The following is an 18,863-nucleotide window of genomic DNA, read 5'->3' as shown; positions in this document are numbered from 1 at the left end:
AATGCTTCGCGGGCCTGCCGCATTTCCCAAAGCGCCGATCACTTGCCCGGACGTGCGCAGCTCCTGTCCACTGCCGGTGTCGCCCGCAAGATTAAAATACATAACCGTTTCGGGCGATGCGCGTCAATCGGACTCGCTCTCTTCCTGTTGCGCGGGCGGATTCACGAGCTGGGAAAGCGCCAGGGAGACAAGGCTCATGCCCGCCGCGCCGAAGAACACGGTGCGGTAGTCCACCATCCAGGCCAGGCCGCCCAGCACGGGAATGCAGACCGCCGCGATGTGGTTGATGGTGAAGCCCACGGCCATGCCCGAGGCCATGTCCCCCGGTTCCGCGATCTTCTGGTAGTAGGTGCGGATGGCCATGGCGAAGTTGAAGAAGATGTTGTCCAGGACGTAGAGCGCGCCCGCCACCAAGGCGTTGTCCACCAGTGCGTAGGCCAGGAAGATGAAGATCAGGCTGCCGTATTCCAGCGACAGGACCCAGCGCTCGCCGAAACGGTTCACCGCCCGGCCGATCAGCGGGTTCAGCGCCCAGTTGATCGCGTTGTTGAGCACGAACAGCAGCGTGATGTGCTGCACGGTGTAGCCGTAGCGCTGCACCAGCAGAAAGACCGCGAAGGCCACGAAAATCTGCCGCCGTCCGCCGGAAAGGAAGGTCAGGATGTAGAAGAGCCAGTATTTGCGCCGAAAAATGAGCTTCTTGTGCTGCGGGGTCAGATCCTGCCGGGTGGGATCCTGCGGCAAGGCCCAGAGCCCGACCGCCATGGCTGCCGCGCCCATGACGGCGAACATGGACGTGAAGCCCAGGGTGGTGGCCAAGAGCCAGACCAGCCCGCCCACCGCGAGGTTCGTGGCCGCGCCGATGCTGCGCAGCCGCGCCATGACCAGCGGGGCCTGCCGCACGCCGAAATATTGCAGCGTCAGGGACTGGTTCATGGTTTCGAAATAGTGGAAGCCGAAGGACATCAGCAGCACGGCGAAGGTCAGCCCCGCGAAATGGGGCAAAAGGCCCGTGATGCTCACGCCCAGGCCGAGCACGACCACGGAAAGCGCGGCCAGCCGATGCTGGCTGATGATGAAGAGCACGTAGACCGCGAGCAGGGCCAGGAAGCCCGGCACCTCGCGCACGGACTGGATCAGCCCCATCTGCGCGCCGTTCAGCCCGGCGACTTCCACGGCGAAGTTGTTGAAGAGCGTGCGCCAGCCCTGGAACGCGCCGTAGGCGGCCACGGTCAGCACAAGCAGGAAAACGTACATTTTGCGCGATCTGTCGTCTGTCATGGTGAAGGCGCAAGGTAGGCCCGCGAACCGTGAAATGCAAGCGCGCAGCGCTGGACTCCGGCAAAGGCCGGGACTATACAACACCGCGTTATTAATCGGATGGAGCCGCTGCGCGGGGGTGGAAGCCCGGCAAAAAAAAATGTATATCATCAAGCTGCCGTTGCCCGCGACGACGCATTGCGCCGCCGGGGCGGCACGGCGAAGCAGACCCGCACCGAATACAAGAGGGGCGATGCAAGCCCCGAGGAGGACACATGGCCAGCAAGAATTTCGACAAGGCGCTTTCCGTCGGACGGCCGCCGAACATCTGCAAGCTCTTCCCCAACTCCAAGGCCCTGATCGTCTCCGGCAAGGTCGTTGACCAGGCCATGCTCCAAAAGGGCAAATGCATGACCATCGCGGCCAACGGACGCAACATCTTCGTCATCGAAGGCGCGCTGCGGGCCGCGCAGAAGGCCGACGCCGCCATCATCATCGAGATCGCCAAGTCGGAATCCACCTACTGCCCCACGACCATGTTCAACATCGCCCGCCGCACGGACGCGCTGATGAACAAGCTCGGCATCACCGTGCCCGTGGCCATCCACGCCGACCACTACTTCATCAAGGGACAGGCCGACTACGATCAGGCCCTGACCGAGATTCCCGCCCTGTTCGACGCGGGCATCACCTCCATCGCCATCGACGCCTCGCACCTGCCCGACGCGGAAAACCTCGTGACCAACATCGGCCTCGGCCCGCTGATCCCGACCTGGGCAGGCTACGAGACCGAGGTGGGCGAAATCAAGGGCTCCCAGGGCCTCTCCACCCCGGACGAAGCCCTCTTCCTGATCCAGGGACTCAACGCCCACGGCATCTTCCCGGACTGGATCGCCCTGAACAACGGCACCACCCACGGCATCGAGGCCACAGGCGCGGGCATCCAGGTGGACCTGACCCGCAAGATCCACGAAGCCCTGGCCCCCTACGGCATCAGCGGCGCGCAGCACGGCACCTCCGGCAACAACTCGGACCGCCTGCGCGAGATCGCGGAACAGACCCGCACCACCAAGGCCAACGTGGCCACGGCACTGCAGATGATCGGCTGGGGCATCAAGGTCAACGAATACGGCAACGCCATCATGGAGAACGGCGAGTTCGCCAAGGTGCCGGGCCTCGGCCTTTCCGAAGAACTCTACGCCGAAATCAAGGCCTACGCCGACGGCAAGGGACTCAAGGGCGGCGACTGGAAAAAGCTCAACCTGCCCTTTGAGCGCCGCATGGAAGCGCAGACCGCCGAGGTGCGCGAGCGCATGGCCCAGGCTGTCGAAGACTTCGTCTACGACCTGCTCGTGAACGTCTTCAACGCGAAGGGCACCGGCTCCCTGGCCGTGGACATGATCGCGGAAAAGGGCAGCCACGACATGGGGCTGAAAGCCGGAGTCATCGAGGATCCGGACGAATGGACCGAAGAGAAGTTCCGCGCCCGCGCCGCCGCCCTGGACAGCGACAAAGGCCCCAAGGGCGACTTCGACGACTAGTCCGCTCACGCCTGATAAAATGACGCGACATGGCCCCGCTTCGGCGGGGCCTTTTTCGTCCGTGCCGCTCCGCCGGGGGCAGGGATGCGGTTGCCTGTTTCCGGAAAACAAAAAACCCCGCCCCGGCGCGATATTTCTGCGCGGGGGCGGGGCTTTTCGGATGAGCCGACGCGGCTAGCCGTCCTGGTCCGTGCCGAAGGCGGGCTCGGCCAGCTCGTCCTCGATCTGGTCGGGGTCTTCCGCGTTCAGCCGCACGATCTGCAGCAGGTGGCCGAAACTCTGATCGTCCATGCCCTCGAATTCCACGGCCAGTCCCTGCGGGGTCTTGCGGGCCACCTTGCCGTCCACGGACAGCCGCAGTCCGGGGCCGAGGCCCAGCCGCAATACGCAGGGCGTGTTCGCGGGATATTCCTTGTCGCAGGAAACCAAAGCGCCCTTGAGGCTCAAATCCCTGGTCCTGGCCGGAACCGCCTTGCCGTCCACGACCAGCGACGCCTCGAAACCCGCCTTGACCCGGCTGCGTCTGCGCTTGTCCTCGCTCATGCATTTCCTCCGGATACGTCCGTTTTCTCTCACGCGTACGAGCAAATGCTAACACGATACGCAGAGCATAGACAACCCGGTTTCGCGGGGAGGTCTTTTCGGCGGCTCCAGGCAGACAGAACATTGACGAGACAAAGACCGAGGGGTTGCTTCAGAGATAAACCACAGACGAAGCCTCTTCGCATCTCCAACAACGGCTCCTCATGAGCCTCCATTTGGCGACGCGCCGTCGGTACCCATCCAAAATCTCAATTGGTCTAGAACGCAGGCTTCGTTTCTCTTGAAATAATCCTGTACCCCTTTGCCTTCAGACACATGTCCCTCAACTCTCTGTAGCGCTCCTCCGCGACATCTTTTCTATACAAGCCATCTTCGGTATGCGCCTTCGCCTGGAATTCACAATCCGCGAGGTCCAATTTCTCCTGCTCCGGAGTTACGCCTTCTTTTTCCCAAACCGTAACGATATTTGCCGGAGCACACGCAGCCAGAGACAACAGCAGAAAGGCAAGAACAAGAAAACATCTCATGCAGTACCTACTCACGAAACAAAGCAATTGCAGGGTGAAAACTCAAACGGTCCGCCTCTTCCAAACATTTCGTGCCGGAATTGTGAATTATTCCACAAGAAGACCGCTTTTCGCAACCCTACAAAAGTATGATTTAGTGAGTGAGCGCACGCACATACGCTGTGCGAGAAGAGGCTTTTGCGATTACAAGAATCTCCCCGTCACCGACTCCGGGTCGGCCTTGATCTCTTCGGGCGTGCCGCGGGAGACGATGCGGCCGCCGTTTTCGCCGCCGCCGGGGCCGAGGTCGAGCACATGGTCCGCGGCGCGGATCACGTCCAGGTTGTGTTCGATGACCACCACGGTGGCGCCGAGGTCCACAAGCTTGCGCAGCACCTTGATGAGCTTGCCCACCTCGTGCATGTGCAGTCCGGTGGTGGGCTCGTCCAGAATGTAGAGCGCGCCGGGCAGGCTGCGCTTGCCCAATTCGCGGCTGATCTTGATGCGCTGGGCCTCGCCGCCGGAAAGGGTCGTGGCGGGCTGGCCGAGCTTGAGATATTCGAGGCCGACCTCCTCCAGCACGGTCAGCTTGCGCAGCAGGGGCGGATGGTTCTCGAAGAAGACCTTGGCCTGGCGCACGGTCATGTCCAGCACGTCCGCGATGTTCTTGTCGCGGTATTCCACTTCCAGGGTCTGGGCGTTGTAGCGTTTGCCCTTGCAGACGTTGCAGGTCACGTACACGTCGGGCAGGAAGTGCATTTCCACGCGGATCTGGCCGTCGCCCTGGCAGTTTTCGCAGCGGCCGCCCTTGACGTTGAAGCTGAAGCGGCCCGGCTGGTAGCCGCGCGTCTTGGAGTCCCTGGTGCCCGCGAAGATCTTGCGGATCTCGTCGAAGACCTTGGTATAGGTGGCCGGGTTGGAGCGCGGGGTCCGGCCGATGGGCGTCTGGTCGATGGAGACGATCTTCTCGATCTTGTCCAGCCCCTCGATGCCGCCGATGCGCCCGGGGTTGTCCACCTTGGTTCCCTGGGCCAGGGCGATGTGCTTGTAGAGCGAATCCATGACCAGGGAGCTTTTGCCCGAGCCGGACACGCCCGTGACGCAGACGAGCTGTCCCAGGGGCAGCTCCACGTCAAGGTTCTTGAGATTGTTGGTGGTCACACCGCGCAGGGCGATGCTTCCCTTGGGCGTAAGCTGCTTTTCCGGCTGCTCGATGCGCATGTCGCCGCGCAGGTACTTGCCCGTCAGGGAATCGCCCTTGAGCAGCCCGGCCACGTCGCCCTGGTAGACGATCTCCCCGCCGAGCATGCCCGACCCCGGCCCCAATTCGAGCACATGGTCCGCGTGGCGGATGGTTTCCTCGTCGTGCTCGACCACGAGCACGGTGTTGCCGCGCCCCTGGAGGCTGCGCAGGGTGGCCAGGAGCCGCTCGTTGTCGCGCGGGTGCAGACCGATGGAAGGCTCGTCGAGCACGTAGGTCACGCCCACGAGGCCGGAGCCGAGCTGGGAGGCCAGCCGGATGCGCTGGGCCTCGCCGCCGGAGAGCGTGGACATGTTCCGGCCCAGGGAAATGTAGTCCAGGCCCACGTTGACCATGAAGCCCAGGCGATGGATCAGCTCCTTGAGCAGCGGCTCGGCGATGAGGTTTTCGTGGCCGCTGAAGGAAAGCTCCTTGAGCCAGTCCAGGGCGCGGGCGATGGACATGGACACGAACTCGAAGACGTTCAGACCGGGATCGTTCCCGGTTCCGTCCCCGCCGCGCACGCGCACGGCCAGCACTTCGGGCCGCAGGCGCGCGCCCTCGCAGACGGGGCAGGGCCGCGTCTGCCGGAAGCGGGCCAGCTCGTCCCGCCAGATCGGCCCCATCTGCTGGCCCAGGTCCAGCTTGGGAATGACCCCTTCCCAGCCCGTTTCCGCGTCGCCGTGAAACACGGCCCGCCAGGCTTCGGACGAGAATTCGGCCAGGGGCGTGTCCAGATCGAACCCGTACCGCAGGCCGACCTCTTTCAGCTCGCCCGCCTGCTTGGCGAAGAGGCGCTGATTCTTCCAGGGGATGATCGCGCCCTTGTTCAGGGAAAGCCCCTTGTTCGGGGCCAGCAGGTCCGGTTCGAAATAATCCACGGAGCCGATGCCGGAGCAGGCCGGGCACGCGCCCTGCGGGCTGTTGAAGGAAAAGAGCTGCGGCGAGAGCCGGGGCAGGGAAATCTTGCACTCCGGGCAGGTGGACAGGGTCGAGACGAGCCGCTCGCCGGGTTCCACGCCTTCCGGCCCGCCCACCACGGCCACGACCAGGGATTCGTTGCCCTTGGAGAGCGCCAGCTCCACGGAATCGCCCAGGCGCGTGCGCAGGCCGGGCTTGACCACCAGACGGTCCACCACCAGCTCGATGCTGTGCTTCTTGTTCTTCTCCAGCTCCGGCGCGTCGTCCAGGGCCAGCACCTCGCCGTTGACGCGCACGCGCGCAAAGCCTTCTTTCTTGAGCTTGGCGAAAAGATCCTTGTGCGTGCCCTTCTGGTGGTCCACCAGCGGCGCGAGCAGCAAGAACTTCGTACCCTCCGACAGGGCCAGGATGTCCTCCACGATCTCGTCCTGGGTCTGGGCCTGGATGGGCTTGCCGCACTTGGGGCAATGGAATCGGCCGAGCCGCGCGAAGAACACGCGCAGGAAGTCGTAGACCTCGGTGACCGTGCCCACGGTGGAGCGCGGGTTGCGCGTGGCGGTCTGCTGCTCCAGGCTGATGGCCGGGGAAAGGCCCTCGACCTTGTCCACCAGGGGCTTGTCCATCTGCGGCAGGAACTGGCGGGCGTAGGCCGAAAGGGACTCCACGTAGCGGCGCTGCCCCTCGGCGTAGACGATGTCGAAGGCCAGGGTGGACTTGCCGGAGCCGGACGGCCCGCAGACCACCACGAGCTGATCCCTGGGAATGTCCAGGTTCAGATCCTTGAGGTTGTGGTGGCGGGCACCTTCTATATGGATGCAGGGACGGTCGGTTCCGTTGCGGGCTGGTTTGTTCATCCCGCGATGGTAATCATTCCCGGAAGGATGGCAAGACAGGATTGCAACTTTGCGCAACCAGCCGCGCCTTCTTGCAAATCTTGGTCACAAGGATTCAGATGATGGATACTTGCGCAACTTTGTTCGCCGGGATACTCACGACCATGACCGACGCCTATCGATACATTGCCGCACGCCCACGGTCCGGACGCGGCTCCGCCCCTGCCCCGGAACGTGCGCTCCGAACAGGCGTCTCCTCGTCCCAGGGCTTCTGCCTCGTGGTGGTCCTGGTGCTGCTGGTCCTGGCGGCGATCATCCTGGCCCTGGCCCTGACCGCCGACAAATAGGCGCGGGCAGCACCCTCCCCATTCCCGCTGTCGCAGGTTTTCCTACATCATTCCGGCCGCGAAGCACCTTCCTTTATTTTTTCGATTCCGGCGTTGCCCAGACCGCCCGACTTGCGCTACGAAGGGAGTACCCGCTTCCACCAACGGCTTTTGCGCGCGGCATGGACCGATATTTCAGGATCCCGGAGTACGTTTCCGCGAACCTCGTCCTCCCCTTCCCGCTCCCGCAAGCCCGGCCTTCCCTTTTCTGCGGCGCGGCTTTTCCGCGTCCTGCGGGAATCTCGTTTCGCGCCCTGCGGAGCGCGGGAGGCAGCATGGGCAACTGGGTCAAGACGGACTATCCCTATGTGGCGGCCTGCGCCCTGGCGGGCGGCGGGCAGGTCAACCACCCTCTGTGCGCGGAAGGCGGGCTGGGACAAGCCGCTTCCGGCGCGTTCGCGGATGCGGCCGACGCCTGCTTCGCCATCTACTACAAGCGCGGCGGCCTGAAGATCTGCGAGATGGTGGGCCGGGCCTCGCAAGGCTGGACAGCGCGCAAGGCCTACGAGCATCTGCGCGCCCTGCTGCGCGAGCAGGGAGGCCAGTGGATCCGCTCCTTCCTGCCGCACGTCGCCTACCGCGAAGTCCGCAGGCACCCCCACGACCCGGAGCCGGACAAGCTCATGGCGGTTTTCTATCACCACGGCGAAATCAACATCTGCCGCAAGCTGGGCTGGGCATCCGAAGGCTGGACCGAAAAACGCGCCCACGACCATCTCATGGAGCAGGTCCGCATCCAGCGCCTGGCGGGCCTGGGGCCGCAGGACGACGCGCCGGACACGCCCGAAACGCGCCAATGGCGCAAGCTGCACGGCCTCCTGCAACTGCGCCAGGCCAAGGACATGGCCTGGTCGTTCTTCTGCGCGCTGAGCGCGGGCGGCATGCTGGGACCGGAACTGCTGGATCGCGTCTACGGACCGGAAACCGCGCACGGCATGGCCCGCACCGTGTTCCCGGCCATGTTCGGCATGGCCTGGGCCAATTTCTTCTTCGCGGCCTCGCTCACGGGGCTGTATCTCTACGGCTGCGACCGCGGGCAGCGCCAGGCCGCGCGCGACCTCGCCGACGACGACTCGGCCTACGCCTCGCACGCCCCCGGCCTGCTCCGCTCTTTTGCGGGCGTTGTCGGCGCGGAGGCCGCCACGCTCACCGGGCTGACCCTGATGCTGGAATAGGAAGACCTAAAACCGCGCCCGGCGCAGCAGCACGTACCTGTCCTCCTCGGCCCGGTAGAATCCGGGCACGAAGCTCCGCTCGTCAAAGCCCCACTTGGCGTAGAGCGCCAGCGCGGCCTTGTTTTCCGGGTCCACGGTCAGGAAGGCGTCCTCGGCCCGCGCGTCCAGCTCCTTGAGAAGCCGCTCGAACAGTCGGCTCCCCACGCCCTGGCCGCGTTCCGCAGGCTCCACCATGACCTTGTGCACGCAGAAGCGCCCGTCCAGGCAGGGAAAGGCCACGATGGCCCCCAGGAGCCTTCCCGCGCTCCGGGCCGTGAAGGTCAGGGCGTGCTCGGCCCAGAGCCGCCAGACATGCTCCCCGTCCGGGATGAAGGCGTTGTTGCGGTTGCCTTTCCAGGCCGTCCTGTCCAGGGCGGCGATCTCCAGGAAGTCGCCGGGCGTTGCGCGTTGCACCTCGATCATTTCCCCCCCGTGTGGTTCGGAGAACCGTACTCCAGGAACGCGGGAACGCGCAAATCCCGGATGCGCGGTCAGGCCGCGCCCGGGGAGCGGCCCGGAACGCCGAGGCCCGGACCGGTTCGCGACGGAAGTCGCCCTAGCCGATTCCGCCCATGGCGCCCAAGGACTTCGGCATACATCTGATGGCGGTCACCAGCGCCTTCTGCTGTAGCATGGCCATGCCGGGATGGCTGTCGAGGTCGAGCCGTCCGCCGTCCGCCGTCTGAAATGCTTCGGTTTGCTCCCGGGTCTGTGCCTCGCACACATCCGCCGCCCGCTGCTCGGCCCTGCTCTGTTCCGCCGTCTGCTTCGCGGCTTCGGTCAGGCTTTCGGACATCGCCATCCCGCCGAGATCGCGTATCTTCTGCTCGATGGACTTGATCTGCGACAACTGTCCGGGCGTGAGACCGTCCGTTGCCCGTGCGGCGATCTCCATGGCCTGGCTCTTGAGCTGAGCGACTTCCTGCCGTTCCCGGCCCGTCAGCTTGTTGGGAAAGGCGATCCCGGCGGAACCCTGTTGCCGCTTCTCCTCTTCCTGCGCATCGATGTTGCGCGTGACCAGACCTTCGAACCTCTCCCGGCCGGACGAGGTTCGTTGCAGGGATTTCGGCGCCTCGAAAAACGCCGCACCAGAACCGGCTGAGACGTTCATGTGTTTCCCTCAAGTAAGATGTTCTTTTCTTGAGGGAATCTGCAAGAATCGATCCGGAAAATATTGCCGCCCGGCCACGCTGCGGGATCCCGTCGCTTGCGGGTCCGCATCCGCCGTCCGCTCAGGACTGGACTTCGGGCCGGATGCGCAGCAGGTGCAGGTTGGGCAGGACGATGCCCGCGATGACGAGGACCATGCCGACCACGCTGACGGGCAGGATGGGTTCGTCGAGGATCAGCCAGGAGGCGAGCACGGCGGTCACGGGCTCCACCGTGGAAAAGATGGAGGTGTAGGGACTGCCGATGAGTTCCACGGCCTTGTAGAGGAAAATCACGGCGATGATGGTGCAGACGAGGCCGAACCCGGCGGCCACGCCGAGGCAGTGGGGCGAGAGGCGCAGGATGGTGGTGGGACCGCCCGCGAGCACGGAATGCACACTGCCCGCGAAGAGAATCAGGTAAAACGTCAGGGGCAGGGGATTCTCGCCCTTGAGCGCATACTGCACCGCCGTGAGGTAGAGCGAGAAGATGACCATGGCGGCCACGGAGAGCAGAAGCCCGGTGGCGTCCAGGCGCATGAGGAAAGCCTCGTAGAACACGAGGCAGCAGCCCAGGGTCACGAGCACGAGCGAAAGCACGGTGGAACGGGTGATGGGCTGGCGGTAGATCACGGCGCAGAGCAGCGTGACCATGACCGGATAGAAGTACAGGATCAGGGTGGGCACGGCCGCGGGCACGGTGCGCACCGCGCTGATGAAGCACCAGGACTGGATCGGGTAGAAGATCAGACCGAGCACGGCGGCCTTGGCCAGGGTGCGCGGGCCGGGCTTGAGCGTGGCGGGCCGGGTCAGCAGCAACCAGACCAGCAGCATCAGCGCCGCAAAGAAAAAACGGTATTGGAGCATCTCGAAGACGCCCATTTCGCAGTCGTAGCCGAGCCTGCCGAAAATGGGCAGAAACCCGAAAGCCATGGCGGATATCACGGAATAGACCAGACCGCGCAGCATCGCTCCTCCTTGCCCGGCGGGCCGGATGGGAATACGCCCGAAGCGCCGGAAATGCAATGAGAAGCTCCCGATGCGTCCGCAACGGAATCCGTCCGGCATCCTCCCTGTGGCCGCCGTTCCCCCTGGATTGACCCGAACGGCGGCGGAGCGGCTCCCGACCGACAGGAACCGTCCTGGGGATGCCCTCCCGGAAAGCGCGCCATGCGCGGCGCTGACTGCGCCCGCGTTCCGCTACGCGGGAATCGGCAACGACCTTAGCGCAATCAGGAATTCCTGCAAAGCCCGGCGGCGAGAAAAACAGCGACGCCGAGCACGGCCAGCAGGCAGCCGATGAACACGTTCCAGCCCAAGGCGTTGTAGATCAGGCCGGGGACAAAGGAGCCGAGCGTCCCGCCCGCGTAGTAGAAGGCGATGTAGAGCCCGTTGACCACGCCCTTGTGCTCGTCTGCCCGCGCGTTCACGAATGCGGGGCCGACGGTCTGGATCAGGAAGAAGCCCGCGCAGAAGGGGAACAGCGCCGCGAAAACGACCCTGATGTCGGGCGCGAGACAGGCCGCGACGGACGCTCCGAACAGGGCCAGCCCGGCCAGAAAGGCCCGGCCCTCGCCGCCGAGCCAGGAGACGATGCGCGGCGAGGCCAGGCAGGTGGCCACGCCCACGAGGTAGCCGAGATACATGGTTCCGGCGCGGCCGGGGGAGACGCCCCCTTCCAGCTCGGCCAGCCGGAAGGGCAGATAGTTGAGCGTGGCCGTGAAGGTAAAGAAGCAGCAGAAAATCATGGAATAGGCGCGCAGGAACAAAGGCCGCGCCAGGGCCGCGCGAACGTGCGCGGCGCGCGGGCGCTCGTAGCCGGGCGAATCCGCGCCGCCCAGCCTGCCGAGCAGCAGAAACGCGGCCAAAAGCAGCACGCCCAGCACGGCGAAAGGCGCGCGCCAGCCCCAGGCCTCGGCCATGAGTCCGGAAAAGAAGCGGCCCGAAAAGCCGCCCACGATGGTGGTGGCGATGTACCAGGACATGACCCGGCGCATGCGCTCCGGCGCGCATTTGCTGGCGAGCAGGGTCATCACCGAGGTCAGGGCCGCGGGAATGGCCAGCCCCTGCACGAGCCGCGCGGCCAGGACCAGCTCCCAGGTCGGGGCCAGATAGACCCCGGCGTGGCCCAGGGCCACCACCAGCACGGCCCAGCGCGCGAGCCGCGCCGCAGGCAGGGATTCCAGCATCAGGCCGTAGGCCACGGGCGCGAAGGCCAGGGGCAGCAGGGTCATGGTCACGGCCAGGGACGCGGCGGCCTTGCCCAGGCCGAATTCCAGAGCCAGCACGGGCAGCAGCGGCTGGGGGGCGTAGAGGGTGGCGATGGCGCAGACCGTGGCGAACAGGGTCGCCGCCAGGGTCGCGCGTTCGGAACGGGTCAAGGCGAACTCCGGTTGCGGTGCGCCCTGCCCCGCCTGTCCGGGCTTATTCGTCGTCCGGATCGGAGGGCGGGCCAAAGGCTGCCGCGTACTGGCCGGGCGTCAGGCCGACCAGGGCGCGAAAGCGCCGGGTAAGGTGACTTTGGTCGAAAAATCCCGTCTCCAAAGCCACATACGCCGGAGAATCGCCCTGGGCAAGCCGTTTCTTGGCGGCCCGCACGCGCAGGTCCAGGGCGTAGTCGCGGGGCGGCGCGCCGAATGCGCGGGCAAAGCCCCGGCTGAGCGCCCAAGGCGAAAGCCCCACGGCGCGGGCCAGTTCCGCGCAGCGCGCCGGGCCGTCCGACTCCTCGATGTCCCGCTCCAGCAGAGCGCGCGCCCGGTCCAGCGATTTCGCGGAGGAATCCGGCGGCATCTCTTCGGCGGCCCGCGACGGCCGGGCCAGCCCGCCCAAAAGACGCAGCTCCTCCAAAAGGCGCAGCACGTCGCGCAGCAGCTCCGCGACCCGTTCCGGCCGGGATTCGCAGGCCTCGGCGCAGGCGCGCACCGCCGCATGCAGACGGGCGTCCCCGGACACAGGCACGGGCACGGGATCCGAAACGCCGCCGGCAAAATCAATCCCATATGATTTCAGAAGAATAGGCTTGATGCAAAGACAATCAGCCGCGCTTCCCGCGTCCCATGAGCAGACGTGCATCCGGCCGGGATCGATCACGCAGCAGCGGCCCGGCCCGGCCACATGCTCCACGCTCAAGGAGGGGGAACCGGGAACGGCCAGACGCAAGCGCCGCGCGCCCGCATGCACCGCCGCGACGATGAGGGAATCGTGCGCATGCAGCCCCACGCCGCCGGAGCGCGGCGCGCCCGCAAGGCGCACCACCTCCAGGCCGGGCATTCCCGGCGCGAGCAGAAAACGCATGCCGCCCGTGCGGCAGGAAGCATCGCCCATGCAGTCCCCATGTTCAAACCGAAACGGCCCGCATCCGCTCACGAGGCGTCCGCCCGGCTCCCCTCGCGGGGTCAGAGCAGCGCCGGGGAAAACACCGCCAGCATCCGCAGCCCCTCGGTCCCGGCCCGGACCTCGTGGGGCAGCCGGGGCGGCAAGACCCGCGCCACGCCGGGCGCATAAACCACTTCCCGGCCGTCCATGACGCAGGCCCCGCTCCCGGCCAGCACCTCGTGCACCTCCCATTGCGGGTCGTGCGCGTGCGAGCCGATGGCGCAGCCGGGCGCGATGCGCACCAGATGCAGGCTGGTGCCGCCGTCCGTGTCCGCTCCCGTGACCAGATGCTTCAGCTCCACGCCCGGAAACGCGGGATGCGCGTTCCAGGGCAGGGATTCCACGTTCGCGCTCGTGCCGTCGCAGCGCGCCACCATCCCGGCGGCGAGACAGGCGGCCAAATCAGAATTCTTCGTCATGGTCCGGCTCCTCGGCAAAAGGTTCGATCAAGCATCGCCGCTTGACCGAACCTCTCTGCCCCAAAGCCGGGCCTGCGTATTGCACGTTCTTGCAGCCCTACTTCCAGACGGCGGCGTGCTCCTGCGCAAAGTCCGCGAAACTCGTGGCCGGGCGGCCGAGCATGTGCTCCACGGCTTTGGTCACGAAGGAAGTGTAGCCGTTGCGGGCGTAGCGGTGCACGCTGAGGATCATGTGCACGTTCCACTCCGGCAAGCCCGCCCCTTCCAGGAACATGCCCATTTCCTCGATGTCCCCTTCGCGGTAGGCGATCTCGCGCCCGCTCGCGCCGGAAAGGATCTGCGCGACCTGGTAGTTGTCCAGGGCTTCCGGCCCGGTGACCACCGTGACCGTGCCCGCGAAATCGTCGGGCCGGAGCAGGGCCTCGGCAGCGCACGCGCCCACGTCGCGGGCGTCCACGAAGCTGCTGCGCCCCTTGCCTTCGGGCACGGGCAGCACGCCGGTCTCCTTGAGCAGCGGAGCAAGGTGCAGATAGTTCTGCATGAAGGTGCAGGGCCGCAAAATCACGTGCGGCACGCCCGAAGCCTCGATCTCGGCGTCCACCCCGCCGTGGAGCTTGCCGAGCTGGTAGTGGGCGCTCAGGTCCGCGCCCATGCCGGAGGAGCGCACGATCAGGGACACGCCCGCCTCGCGCGCGCAGCGCAGCAGCTCGGCCCCCCAGCGGCGCATTTCCTGATGCAGCGGCAGGAGGAAGAACAGCCGCTCCACGCCCTCCAGGGCCTTGGCCACGCTGTCCGGGTCGGCCAGGTCCATGAGCCGCGTTTCGGCCCCTGCCTTCCGCAGCGCTTCGGCCTTGGCGGGATCATGCACGGCGGCGGCCACGTCCGCGCCTTTGTCCAACAGCGCCCGCAGCGCAGCGCCGCCCACGTTGCCCGTGGCCCCGGTGACCAGAATCTTGCCCATCATGCCTCCTCAGCTCGTGAATATCGAGAACAGCACGGCCAGGGAACAGAGCGCGGCAGCGGCGAAAACCGCCAGACGCAGCTGTGCCCGGCCCGCCGGTTCGCTGATCCAGGCCGTCTCGGACGGATTGTCCGGGTTGACCCTGACCATGACCAGTTTTTCCAATAGACGCCTGCGCGCCTGGGCGATGGCGTTTTCCAGCACCTGCGGATCGGGCTCGCCCCCGCCCGGAACGTCCGCCTCCAGGCGCACCCGGGAACGGTAGTCCCGCCCCGCATAGTCGTATTCGAAATCGATGATGAAATCCCAGGACCGGGTCCGGGTGAAATACCAACTGCGGTACTCGGTGCTCTCCACCTCGCTGGAGAGCACGCGGATCTCCACGCTGGGCCAGGAGCGCAGCTCTGCGCGGCGGCGCAGGCCGTTCCAGGTCAGGAAAAACCCGAAGCCCGCGCCCAGCAGCACGGGCACGAAGAGCAGCAGCAGGCTGAAGCGAAACAGGCCCTCGTGGATCGGCATCCGCGCCGCCTACCAGGCTTCCAGGCCCTGGTGGAGCTTGTAGGCCCGCAGGGTGTTCTTCAGGAGCATGGCGATGGTCATGGGTCCGACCCCGCCGGGCACGGGCGTGATGGCCGCGGCCTTTTCCTTTGCGGACTCGAAGTCCACGTCCCCGCAGAGGCCCTCCTCGGTGCGGTTGATGCCCACGTCCACCACCACGGCGCCCTCGCGGACCATGTCCCCGCTGATCATCCGGGGCCGCCCCACGGCCGCCACGAGGATGTCCGCGTCCAGGCATTCCTTCTTCAGGTCCGGGGTGCGCGTGTGGCAGACCGTGACCGTGGCGTTGCCGCCCTTCCAGCCCTGCATCAGGAGCAGGGCCAGGGGCTTGCCCACGATGTTGGAGCGGCCCACGATGACCGCCCTCTTTCCGGACGGGTCGATGCCGTGGCGGTCCAGCAGCTCGATCACGCCCGCGGGCGTGCAGGAGCGGAAGCCCGGCAGGCCCAGGGCCAGCCGCCCCACGCTCACGGGATGGAAGCCGTCCACGTCCTTGTCCGGATCGATGCGGTCCAGCAGCTTCTGCGAGTCCAGCCCCTGGGGCAGGGGCAGCTGAAGCAGGATGCCGTCCACGGAATCGTCCGCGTTCAGCGCATCGACGAGCGCCTCCAGCTCGGCCTGGGTCGTGGACGCGGGCAGTCTGTGGGCCACGGAGACGATCCCGGCCTCGGCGCAGGCGCGTTCCTTGTTGCGCACGTAGACCTGGGAGCCGGGATCCTCGCCCACGAGGATCACGGTCAGTCCGGGCGCGCGGCCCTGCTGCGCCGTGAGTTCAGCCACCTCGGCCGCCACTTCCGCGCGGATCGTGGCGGAGGTCTTCTTGCCGTCAAGAATCGTCGTCATGCTCATCCCCTGAAAAGAAAAGCGGGGACGCCGTGACGGCGCCCCCGCAGGTGTCGTTGTCTTTTATTCCTCGCCGAACCAGGATTCCGCCAGGATCGGGCCGTAGTAGATGCCGTCCTCTTCCAGCTCCTCCTCGATGCGCAGGAGCTGGTTGTACTTGGCCAGCCTGTCCGAGCGGCAGAGCGAGCCGGTCTTGATCTGCCCGGCGTTCACGGCCACGGCCAGGTCCGCGATGAAGGCGTCCTCGGTCTCGCCGGAACGGTGGGAAACCACTGTGGTGTATCCGGCCTGCTTGGCCAGCTCGATGGTGTCCAGGGTTTCGGTGAGGGTGCCGATCTGGTTCAGCTTGATGAGGATGGAGTTGGCCACGCCCCGGTCGATGCCCTCGGCCAGGATGTCCGGGTTGGTCACGAAGATGTCGTCGCCCACGAGCTGGATGCGCTCGCCCAGGCGCGCGGTCAGCAGCTCCCAGCCGTCCCAGTCGCCCTCGGCCAGGCCGTCCTCGATGGAAACCAGGGGAAAGCGGTCCACGAGGTCGGCGTAGAAGTCGATGAGTTCCTCGGAGGTCAGCTCCTTGCCCTCGCCCGCCAAGACGTACTTGCCCTTCTTCTCGTCGTAGAACTCGCTGGCCGCCGCGTCGATGGCCAGGGCGATCTCGCGGCCCGGAGCGTATCCGGCGGCCTCGATGGCCCGGATGATGTACTCGAAGGCTTCGGCGTGGGACTTCAGGTTCGGGGCGAAGCCGCCCTCGTCCCCGACGCTGGTGACGTGGCCGTCCTTGGCCAGGATGGCCTTGAGCGCGTGGAAGGTCTCCGCGCCCATGCGCAGGGCGTCGGCAAAGGTTTCCGCGCCGAGCGGCATGATCATGAACTCCTGGATGTCCAGGTTGTTGGGCGCGTGCTCGCCGCCGTTGATGATGTTCATCATGGGCACGGGCAGGAGCTTGGCGTTGACCCCGCCGAGGTACTGGTACAGCGGCAGGCCCAGGAAGCCCGCGGCGGCGCGGGCGTTGGCCATGGACACGCCGAGGATGGCGTTGGCGCCCATGCGGCCCTTGTTCTCGGTGCCGTCGAACTCGATCATCTCGTTGTCCAGGGTGACCTGGCGCAGGCCGTCCATGCCCACGGCGATGCTGGAAAGCTCGTCCTGCACGTTCTGCACGGCCTTGGTCACGCCCTTGCCGCCGTAGCGTTTCTTGTCACCGTCGCGCAGCTCCAGCGCCTCGCGCGAGCCGGTGGAGGCTCCGGAAGGAACGGCGGCGCGGCCGGAAGCGCCGGATTCGTAGACGACCTCGACCTCGACGGTGGGATTGCCTCGGGAATCCAGAATTTCTCTCGCCCAGACGGCGGAAATGGTAGTCATAATTTTCTCCTTGAAAAGGTTCTGTGCGTTTGTGTCGCGGCGAGAGTAACCCATTTCCTTCAGGCCCTCAAACCGCTGCAAGGGGATTGATGCGATTTTTTTTTTTTGCGCGCCGCACGCATGCCGCCTCTTTCCAAATGCGGCCATGTCGAATAGAAACGACCGATGCATCTCTCGAAACTGGCGTTTCTCCTCGCCCTGGCAGGCCTGCTCCTGGCATTCCCGCCGCAAGCCGCGGCCCTGGAGCCGGGCGGCTCCCCAGACGAGTACGTGATGCTTTTCCCGACCACCAGCTACATGCCGTTCTTCTCCGGCAACGCGGGCAAGACCTCCACGGAATACGGCGGGCACGGAATGCTCGTGGACCTGCTCGACGCCTTTGAAAAGAAATATCCGCAATATGCGATGCAGCGCGTGCGCCTGCCGAGGGTGCGCGCCAACGACTGGCTGGCCCGGAAGCAGCCCGTGGCCTTCGCCCTGCACAGCCCTTTTTTCGGGGGACTCGTCACCGGCGGATTCGACTTCTCCCTGCCGCTCTGGACCACGGCGGATTCCATCTACACCCTCAAGGACGACCCGCTCCGCTACGAACGCCCCGAAGACCTGCGCGGCGTGCCCATGGGCGTCATCCGGGGATTCGGCTACGGCCTCCTGGATCCCCTGCTGCGCTCCGGAGCCATTGCGAGCATCGGGGTGGAAACGGACCGCCAGCTCTACCAGCTCCTGCTCGACGGACGCGTGCGGGCCATCGTGGCCAACAGGCACGTCCTGCCCTATTCCATGTACAGATACGGGCTCAACCCGCTCCGGCTGCGTGCGGTGGGCCCCCCGCTCTACGAATTCGAGCTTTCGGTGATGATCCGCAAGGACCACCCGGAAATCCTCGAAGCGCTCAACGACTTCATCCGCGAGTCGCGGGCCGACGGCCTCCTGGACGGCATCCAGCGCCGCTGGCTGGGCGAGGCCTGCCCCGCCGTCAAGGAATGAGCCCGCATCAGGCGCGGTCGTACGCGGCCAGACGCAAGCCCTCCAGGACCAGATCGCCCCGGACTTCGTGGATGGCCGGGCAGACAGGCGCGATGATCTCGGCGTAGCCGCCCGTGGCCAGCACCCTGGCCGGGCCGCCCAGGGGCCGCTCCAGCCGGGCCACCAGCCCTTCGACCATGGCCGCGAAGCCGTAGACCACGCCCTGGTTCAGGCTGTCCATGGTGCTCACGCCGATGCGCAGCCCCGTGGGATCGACCTCCAGGCTGGGGCTGGGAAGCTGGGCCGTGTCCTCGGTGAAGGAGCGGATGGACGAGCGCACGCCCGGACAGATCAGCCCGCCCAGGTAGGCCCCCCCGCGCACGCAGTCGAAGGTCGTGGCCGTGCCGAAATCGAGCACGATGATGCGCTCGGCATCGCAGGTGCGCCGGGCGGCAAAGGCCACGGCGAGCCTGTCCGCGCCGACCTCGTCGGGCCGCGCGTAGCGGTTTTCGATGTCCAGGGGCAGTTCGCGCGGCACCAGCAGGCAGTCCAGCCCCAGCAGCCCCGCCACGCAGCGCAGGTCGGCCACGCGTCCCGGCACCACGGACGCCGCCACCAGCCGCGCGGCCGTCGCGCCCGCATCCGCGAGGGCTTTCCGGGCCGCGCCCAGCCAGGCTTCCGGCTCGCGCGTGGGCGCGGCGCAGCTCCGTTCGCCCAGGAGCCGCTCCTTGTCCGCCGCCCGAAATTTCACGTTCGTATTGCCCAGGTCCGCCAACAAAACCATCTC

The 18,863-nt window shown here is 66.2% G+C and carries 18 protein-coding genes; 4 read left to right on the top strand and 14 right to left on the bottom strand.

What is annotated here, in order from left to right; genetic code table 11:
* Positions 1–123: 123 nt before the first annotated feature.
* Positions 124–1,281, bottom strand: coding sequence for an MFS transporter (locus tag G452_RS20030; protein WP_022663311.1), 1,158 nt, complete (start codon positions 1,279–1,281; stop codon positions 124–126).
* A gap of 254 nt (positions 1,282–1,535) precedes the next feature.
* Here G452_RS20030 and G452_RS0116150 point away from each other — a divergent pair, with 254 nt between their 5' ends.
* The gene (locus tag G452_RS0116150; RefSeq protein ID WP_022663310.1) at positions 1,536–2,801 is read left to right on the top strand and encodes a class II fructose-bisphosphate aldolase; all 1,266 of its coding nucleotides are present in this window, start codon (positions 1,536–1,538) and stop codon (positions 2,799–2,801) included.
* A gap of 174 nt (positions 2,802–2,975) precedes the next feature.
* Here G452_RS0116150 and G452_RS0116145 read toward each other — a convergent pair whose 3' ends face one another.
* Positions 2,976–3,344 carry a PilZ domain-containing protein gene (locus G452_RS0116145; protein ID WP_022663309.1) on the bottom strand — a complete coding sequence of 123 codons (369 nt, stop codon included), beginning with the start codon at positions 3,342–3,344 and terminating at the stop codon, positions 2,976–2,978.
* Between the two features lie 710 nt (positions 3,345–4,054).
* Positions 4,055–6,865 (bottom strand): excinuclease ABC subunit UvrA, encoded by a 2,811-nt coding sequence (uvrA, locus tag G452_RS0116135; RefSeq protein WP_022663307.1) that lies wholly within the window; start codon positions 6,863–6,865, stop codon positions 4,055–4,057.
* 101 nt (positions 6,866–6,966) lie between these two features.
* Between uvrA and G452_RS0116130 the strand changes: the two genes are divergently transcribed.
* A complete protein-coding gene (locus tag G452_RS0116130; RefSeq protein ID WP_155887788.1) occupies positions 6,967–7,191 on the top strand; it encodes a hypothetical protein in 225 nt (74 codons plus the stop codon).
* A gap of 314 nt (positions 7,192–7,505) precedes the next feature.
* Positions 7,506–8,405: a hypothetical protein gene (locus tag G452_RS0116125; protein WP_155887786.1), complete on the top strand. Its 900-nt coding sequence runs from the start codon at positions 7,506–7,508 to the stop codon at positions 8,403–8,405.
* A 6-nt stretch (positions 8,406–8,411) separates the two neighbouring features.
* On the opposite strand, the gene G452_RS20865 is transcribed toward G452_RS0116125, so the two are convergent.
* From G452_RS20865 to eno, 10 genes are all read right to left on the bottom strand, one after another.
* Positions 8,412–8,867 carry a GNAT family N-acetyltransferase gene (locus tag G452_RS20865; RefSeq protein WP_022663304.1) on the bottom strand — a complete coding sequence of 152 codons (456 nt, stop codon included), beginning with the start codon at positions 8,865–8,867 and terminating at the stop codon, positions 8,412–8,414.
* Positions 8,868–9,000: 133 nt separating this feature from the next.
* The gene (locus G452_RS0116115) at positions 9,001–9,555 is read right to left on the bottom strand and encodes a hypothetical protein (RefSeq protein ID WP_022663303.1); all 555 of its coding nucleotides are present in this window, start codon (positions 9,553–9,555) and stop codon (positions 9,001–9,003) included.
* Positions 9,556–9,676: 121 nt separating this feature from the next.
* Positions 9,677–10,561, bottom strand: a complete 885-nt coding sequence (locus tag G452_RS0116110) for a DMT family transporter (protein WP_022663302.1) — start codon at positions 10,559–10,561, stop codon at positions 9,677–9,679.
* A 263-nt stretch (positions 10,562–10,824) separates the two neighbouring features.
* Complete coding sequence (locus G452_RS0116105; RefSeq protein ID WP_022663301.1) at positions 10,825–11,973, bottom strand: MFS transporter; 1,149 nt, start codon at positions 11,971–11,973, stop codon at positions 10,825–10,827.
* 43 nt (positions 11,974–12,016) lie between these two features.
* On the bottom strand, positions 12,017–12,916 hold the full coding sequence (locus G452_RS20860; protein WP_022663300.1) for a helix-turn-helix transcriptional regulator: 900 nt from the start codon (positions 12,914–12,916) through the stop codon (positions 12,017–12,019).
* A gap of 71 nt (positions 12,917–12,987) precedes the next feature.
* The gene (locus G452_RS0116095) at positions 12,988–13,386 is read right to left on the bottom strand and encodes a cupin domain-containing protein (RefSeq protein ID WP_022663299.1); all 399 of its coding nucleotides are present in this window, start codon (positions 13,384–13,386) and stop codon (positions 12,988–12,990) included.
* Between the two features lie 97 nt (positions 13,387–13,483).
* Entirely contained in the window at positions 13,484–14,347 is an 864-nt protein-coding gene (locus tag G452_RS0116090) for an SDR family oxidoreductase (RefSeq protein ID WP_022663298.1), read from the bottom strand.
* Between the two features lie 9 nt (positions 14,348–14,356).
* Complete coding sequence (locus tag G452_RS0116085) at positions 14,357–14,866, bottom strand: DUF3592 domain-containing protein (protein ID WP_022663297.1); 510 nt, start codon at positions 14,864–14,866, stop codon at positions 14,357–14,359.
* Positions 14,867–14,875: 9 nt separating this feature from the next.
* The gene (folD, locus tag G452_RS0116080) at positions 14,876–15,748 is read right to left on the bottom strand and encodes a bifunctional methylenetetrahydrofolate dehydrogenase/methenyltetrahydrofolate cyclohydrolase FolD (RefSeq protein WP_022663296.1); all 873 of its coding nucleotides are present in this window, start codon (positions 15,746–15,748) and stop codon (positions 14,876–14,878) included.
* 63 nt (positions 15,749–15,811) lie between these two features.
* A complete protein-coding gene (eno, locus tag G452_RS0116075) occupies positions 15,812–17,110 on the bottom strand; it encodes a phosphopyruvate hydratase (RefSeq protein ID WP_022663295.1) in 1,299 nt (432 codons plus the stop codon).
* 165 nt (positions 17,111–17,275) lie between these two features.
* Between eno and G452_RS0116070 the strand changes: the two genes are divergently transcribed.
* Positions 17,276–18,097, top strand: a complete 822-nt coding sequence (locus G452_RS0116070) for a substrate-binding periplasmic protein (protein ID WP_022663294.1) — start codon at positions 17,276–17,278, stop codon at positions 18,095–18,097.
* Positions 18,098–18,104: 7 nt separating this feature from the next.
* Here G452_RS0116070 and G452_RS0116065 read toward each other — a convergent pair whose 3' ends face one another.
* Positions 18,105–18,860: a type III pantothenate kinase gene (locus G452_RS0116065; RefSeq protein WP_022663293.1), complete on the bottom strand. Its 756-nt coding sequence runs from the start codon at positions 18,858–18,860 to the stop codon at positions 18,105–18,107.
* Positions 18,861–18,863: the final 3 nt, after the last annotated feature.

It is taken from the genome of Paucidesulfovibrio longus DSM 6739 (genome assembly GCF_000420485.1).
In the GTDB taxonomy this organism is placed as follows: Bacteria; Desulfobacterota; Desulfovibrionia; order Desulfovibrionales; family Desulfovibrionaceae; genus Paucidesulfovibrio; species Paucidesulfovibrio longus.
Note: the sequence above shows the minus strand (reverse complement) of the source record. Positions and strands in the feature narration are given on the sequence as shown.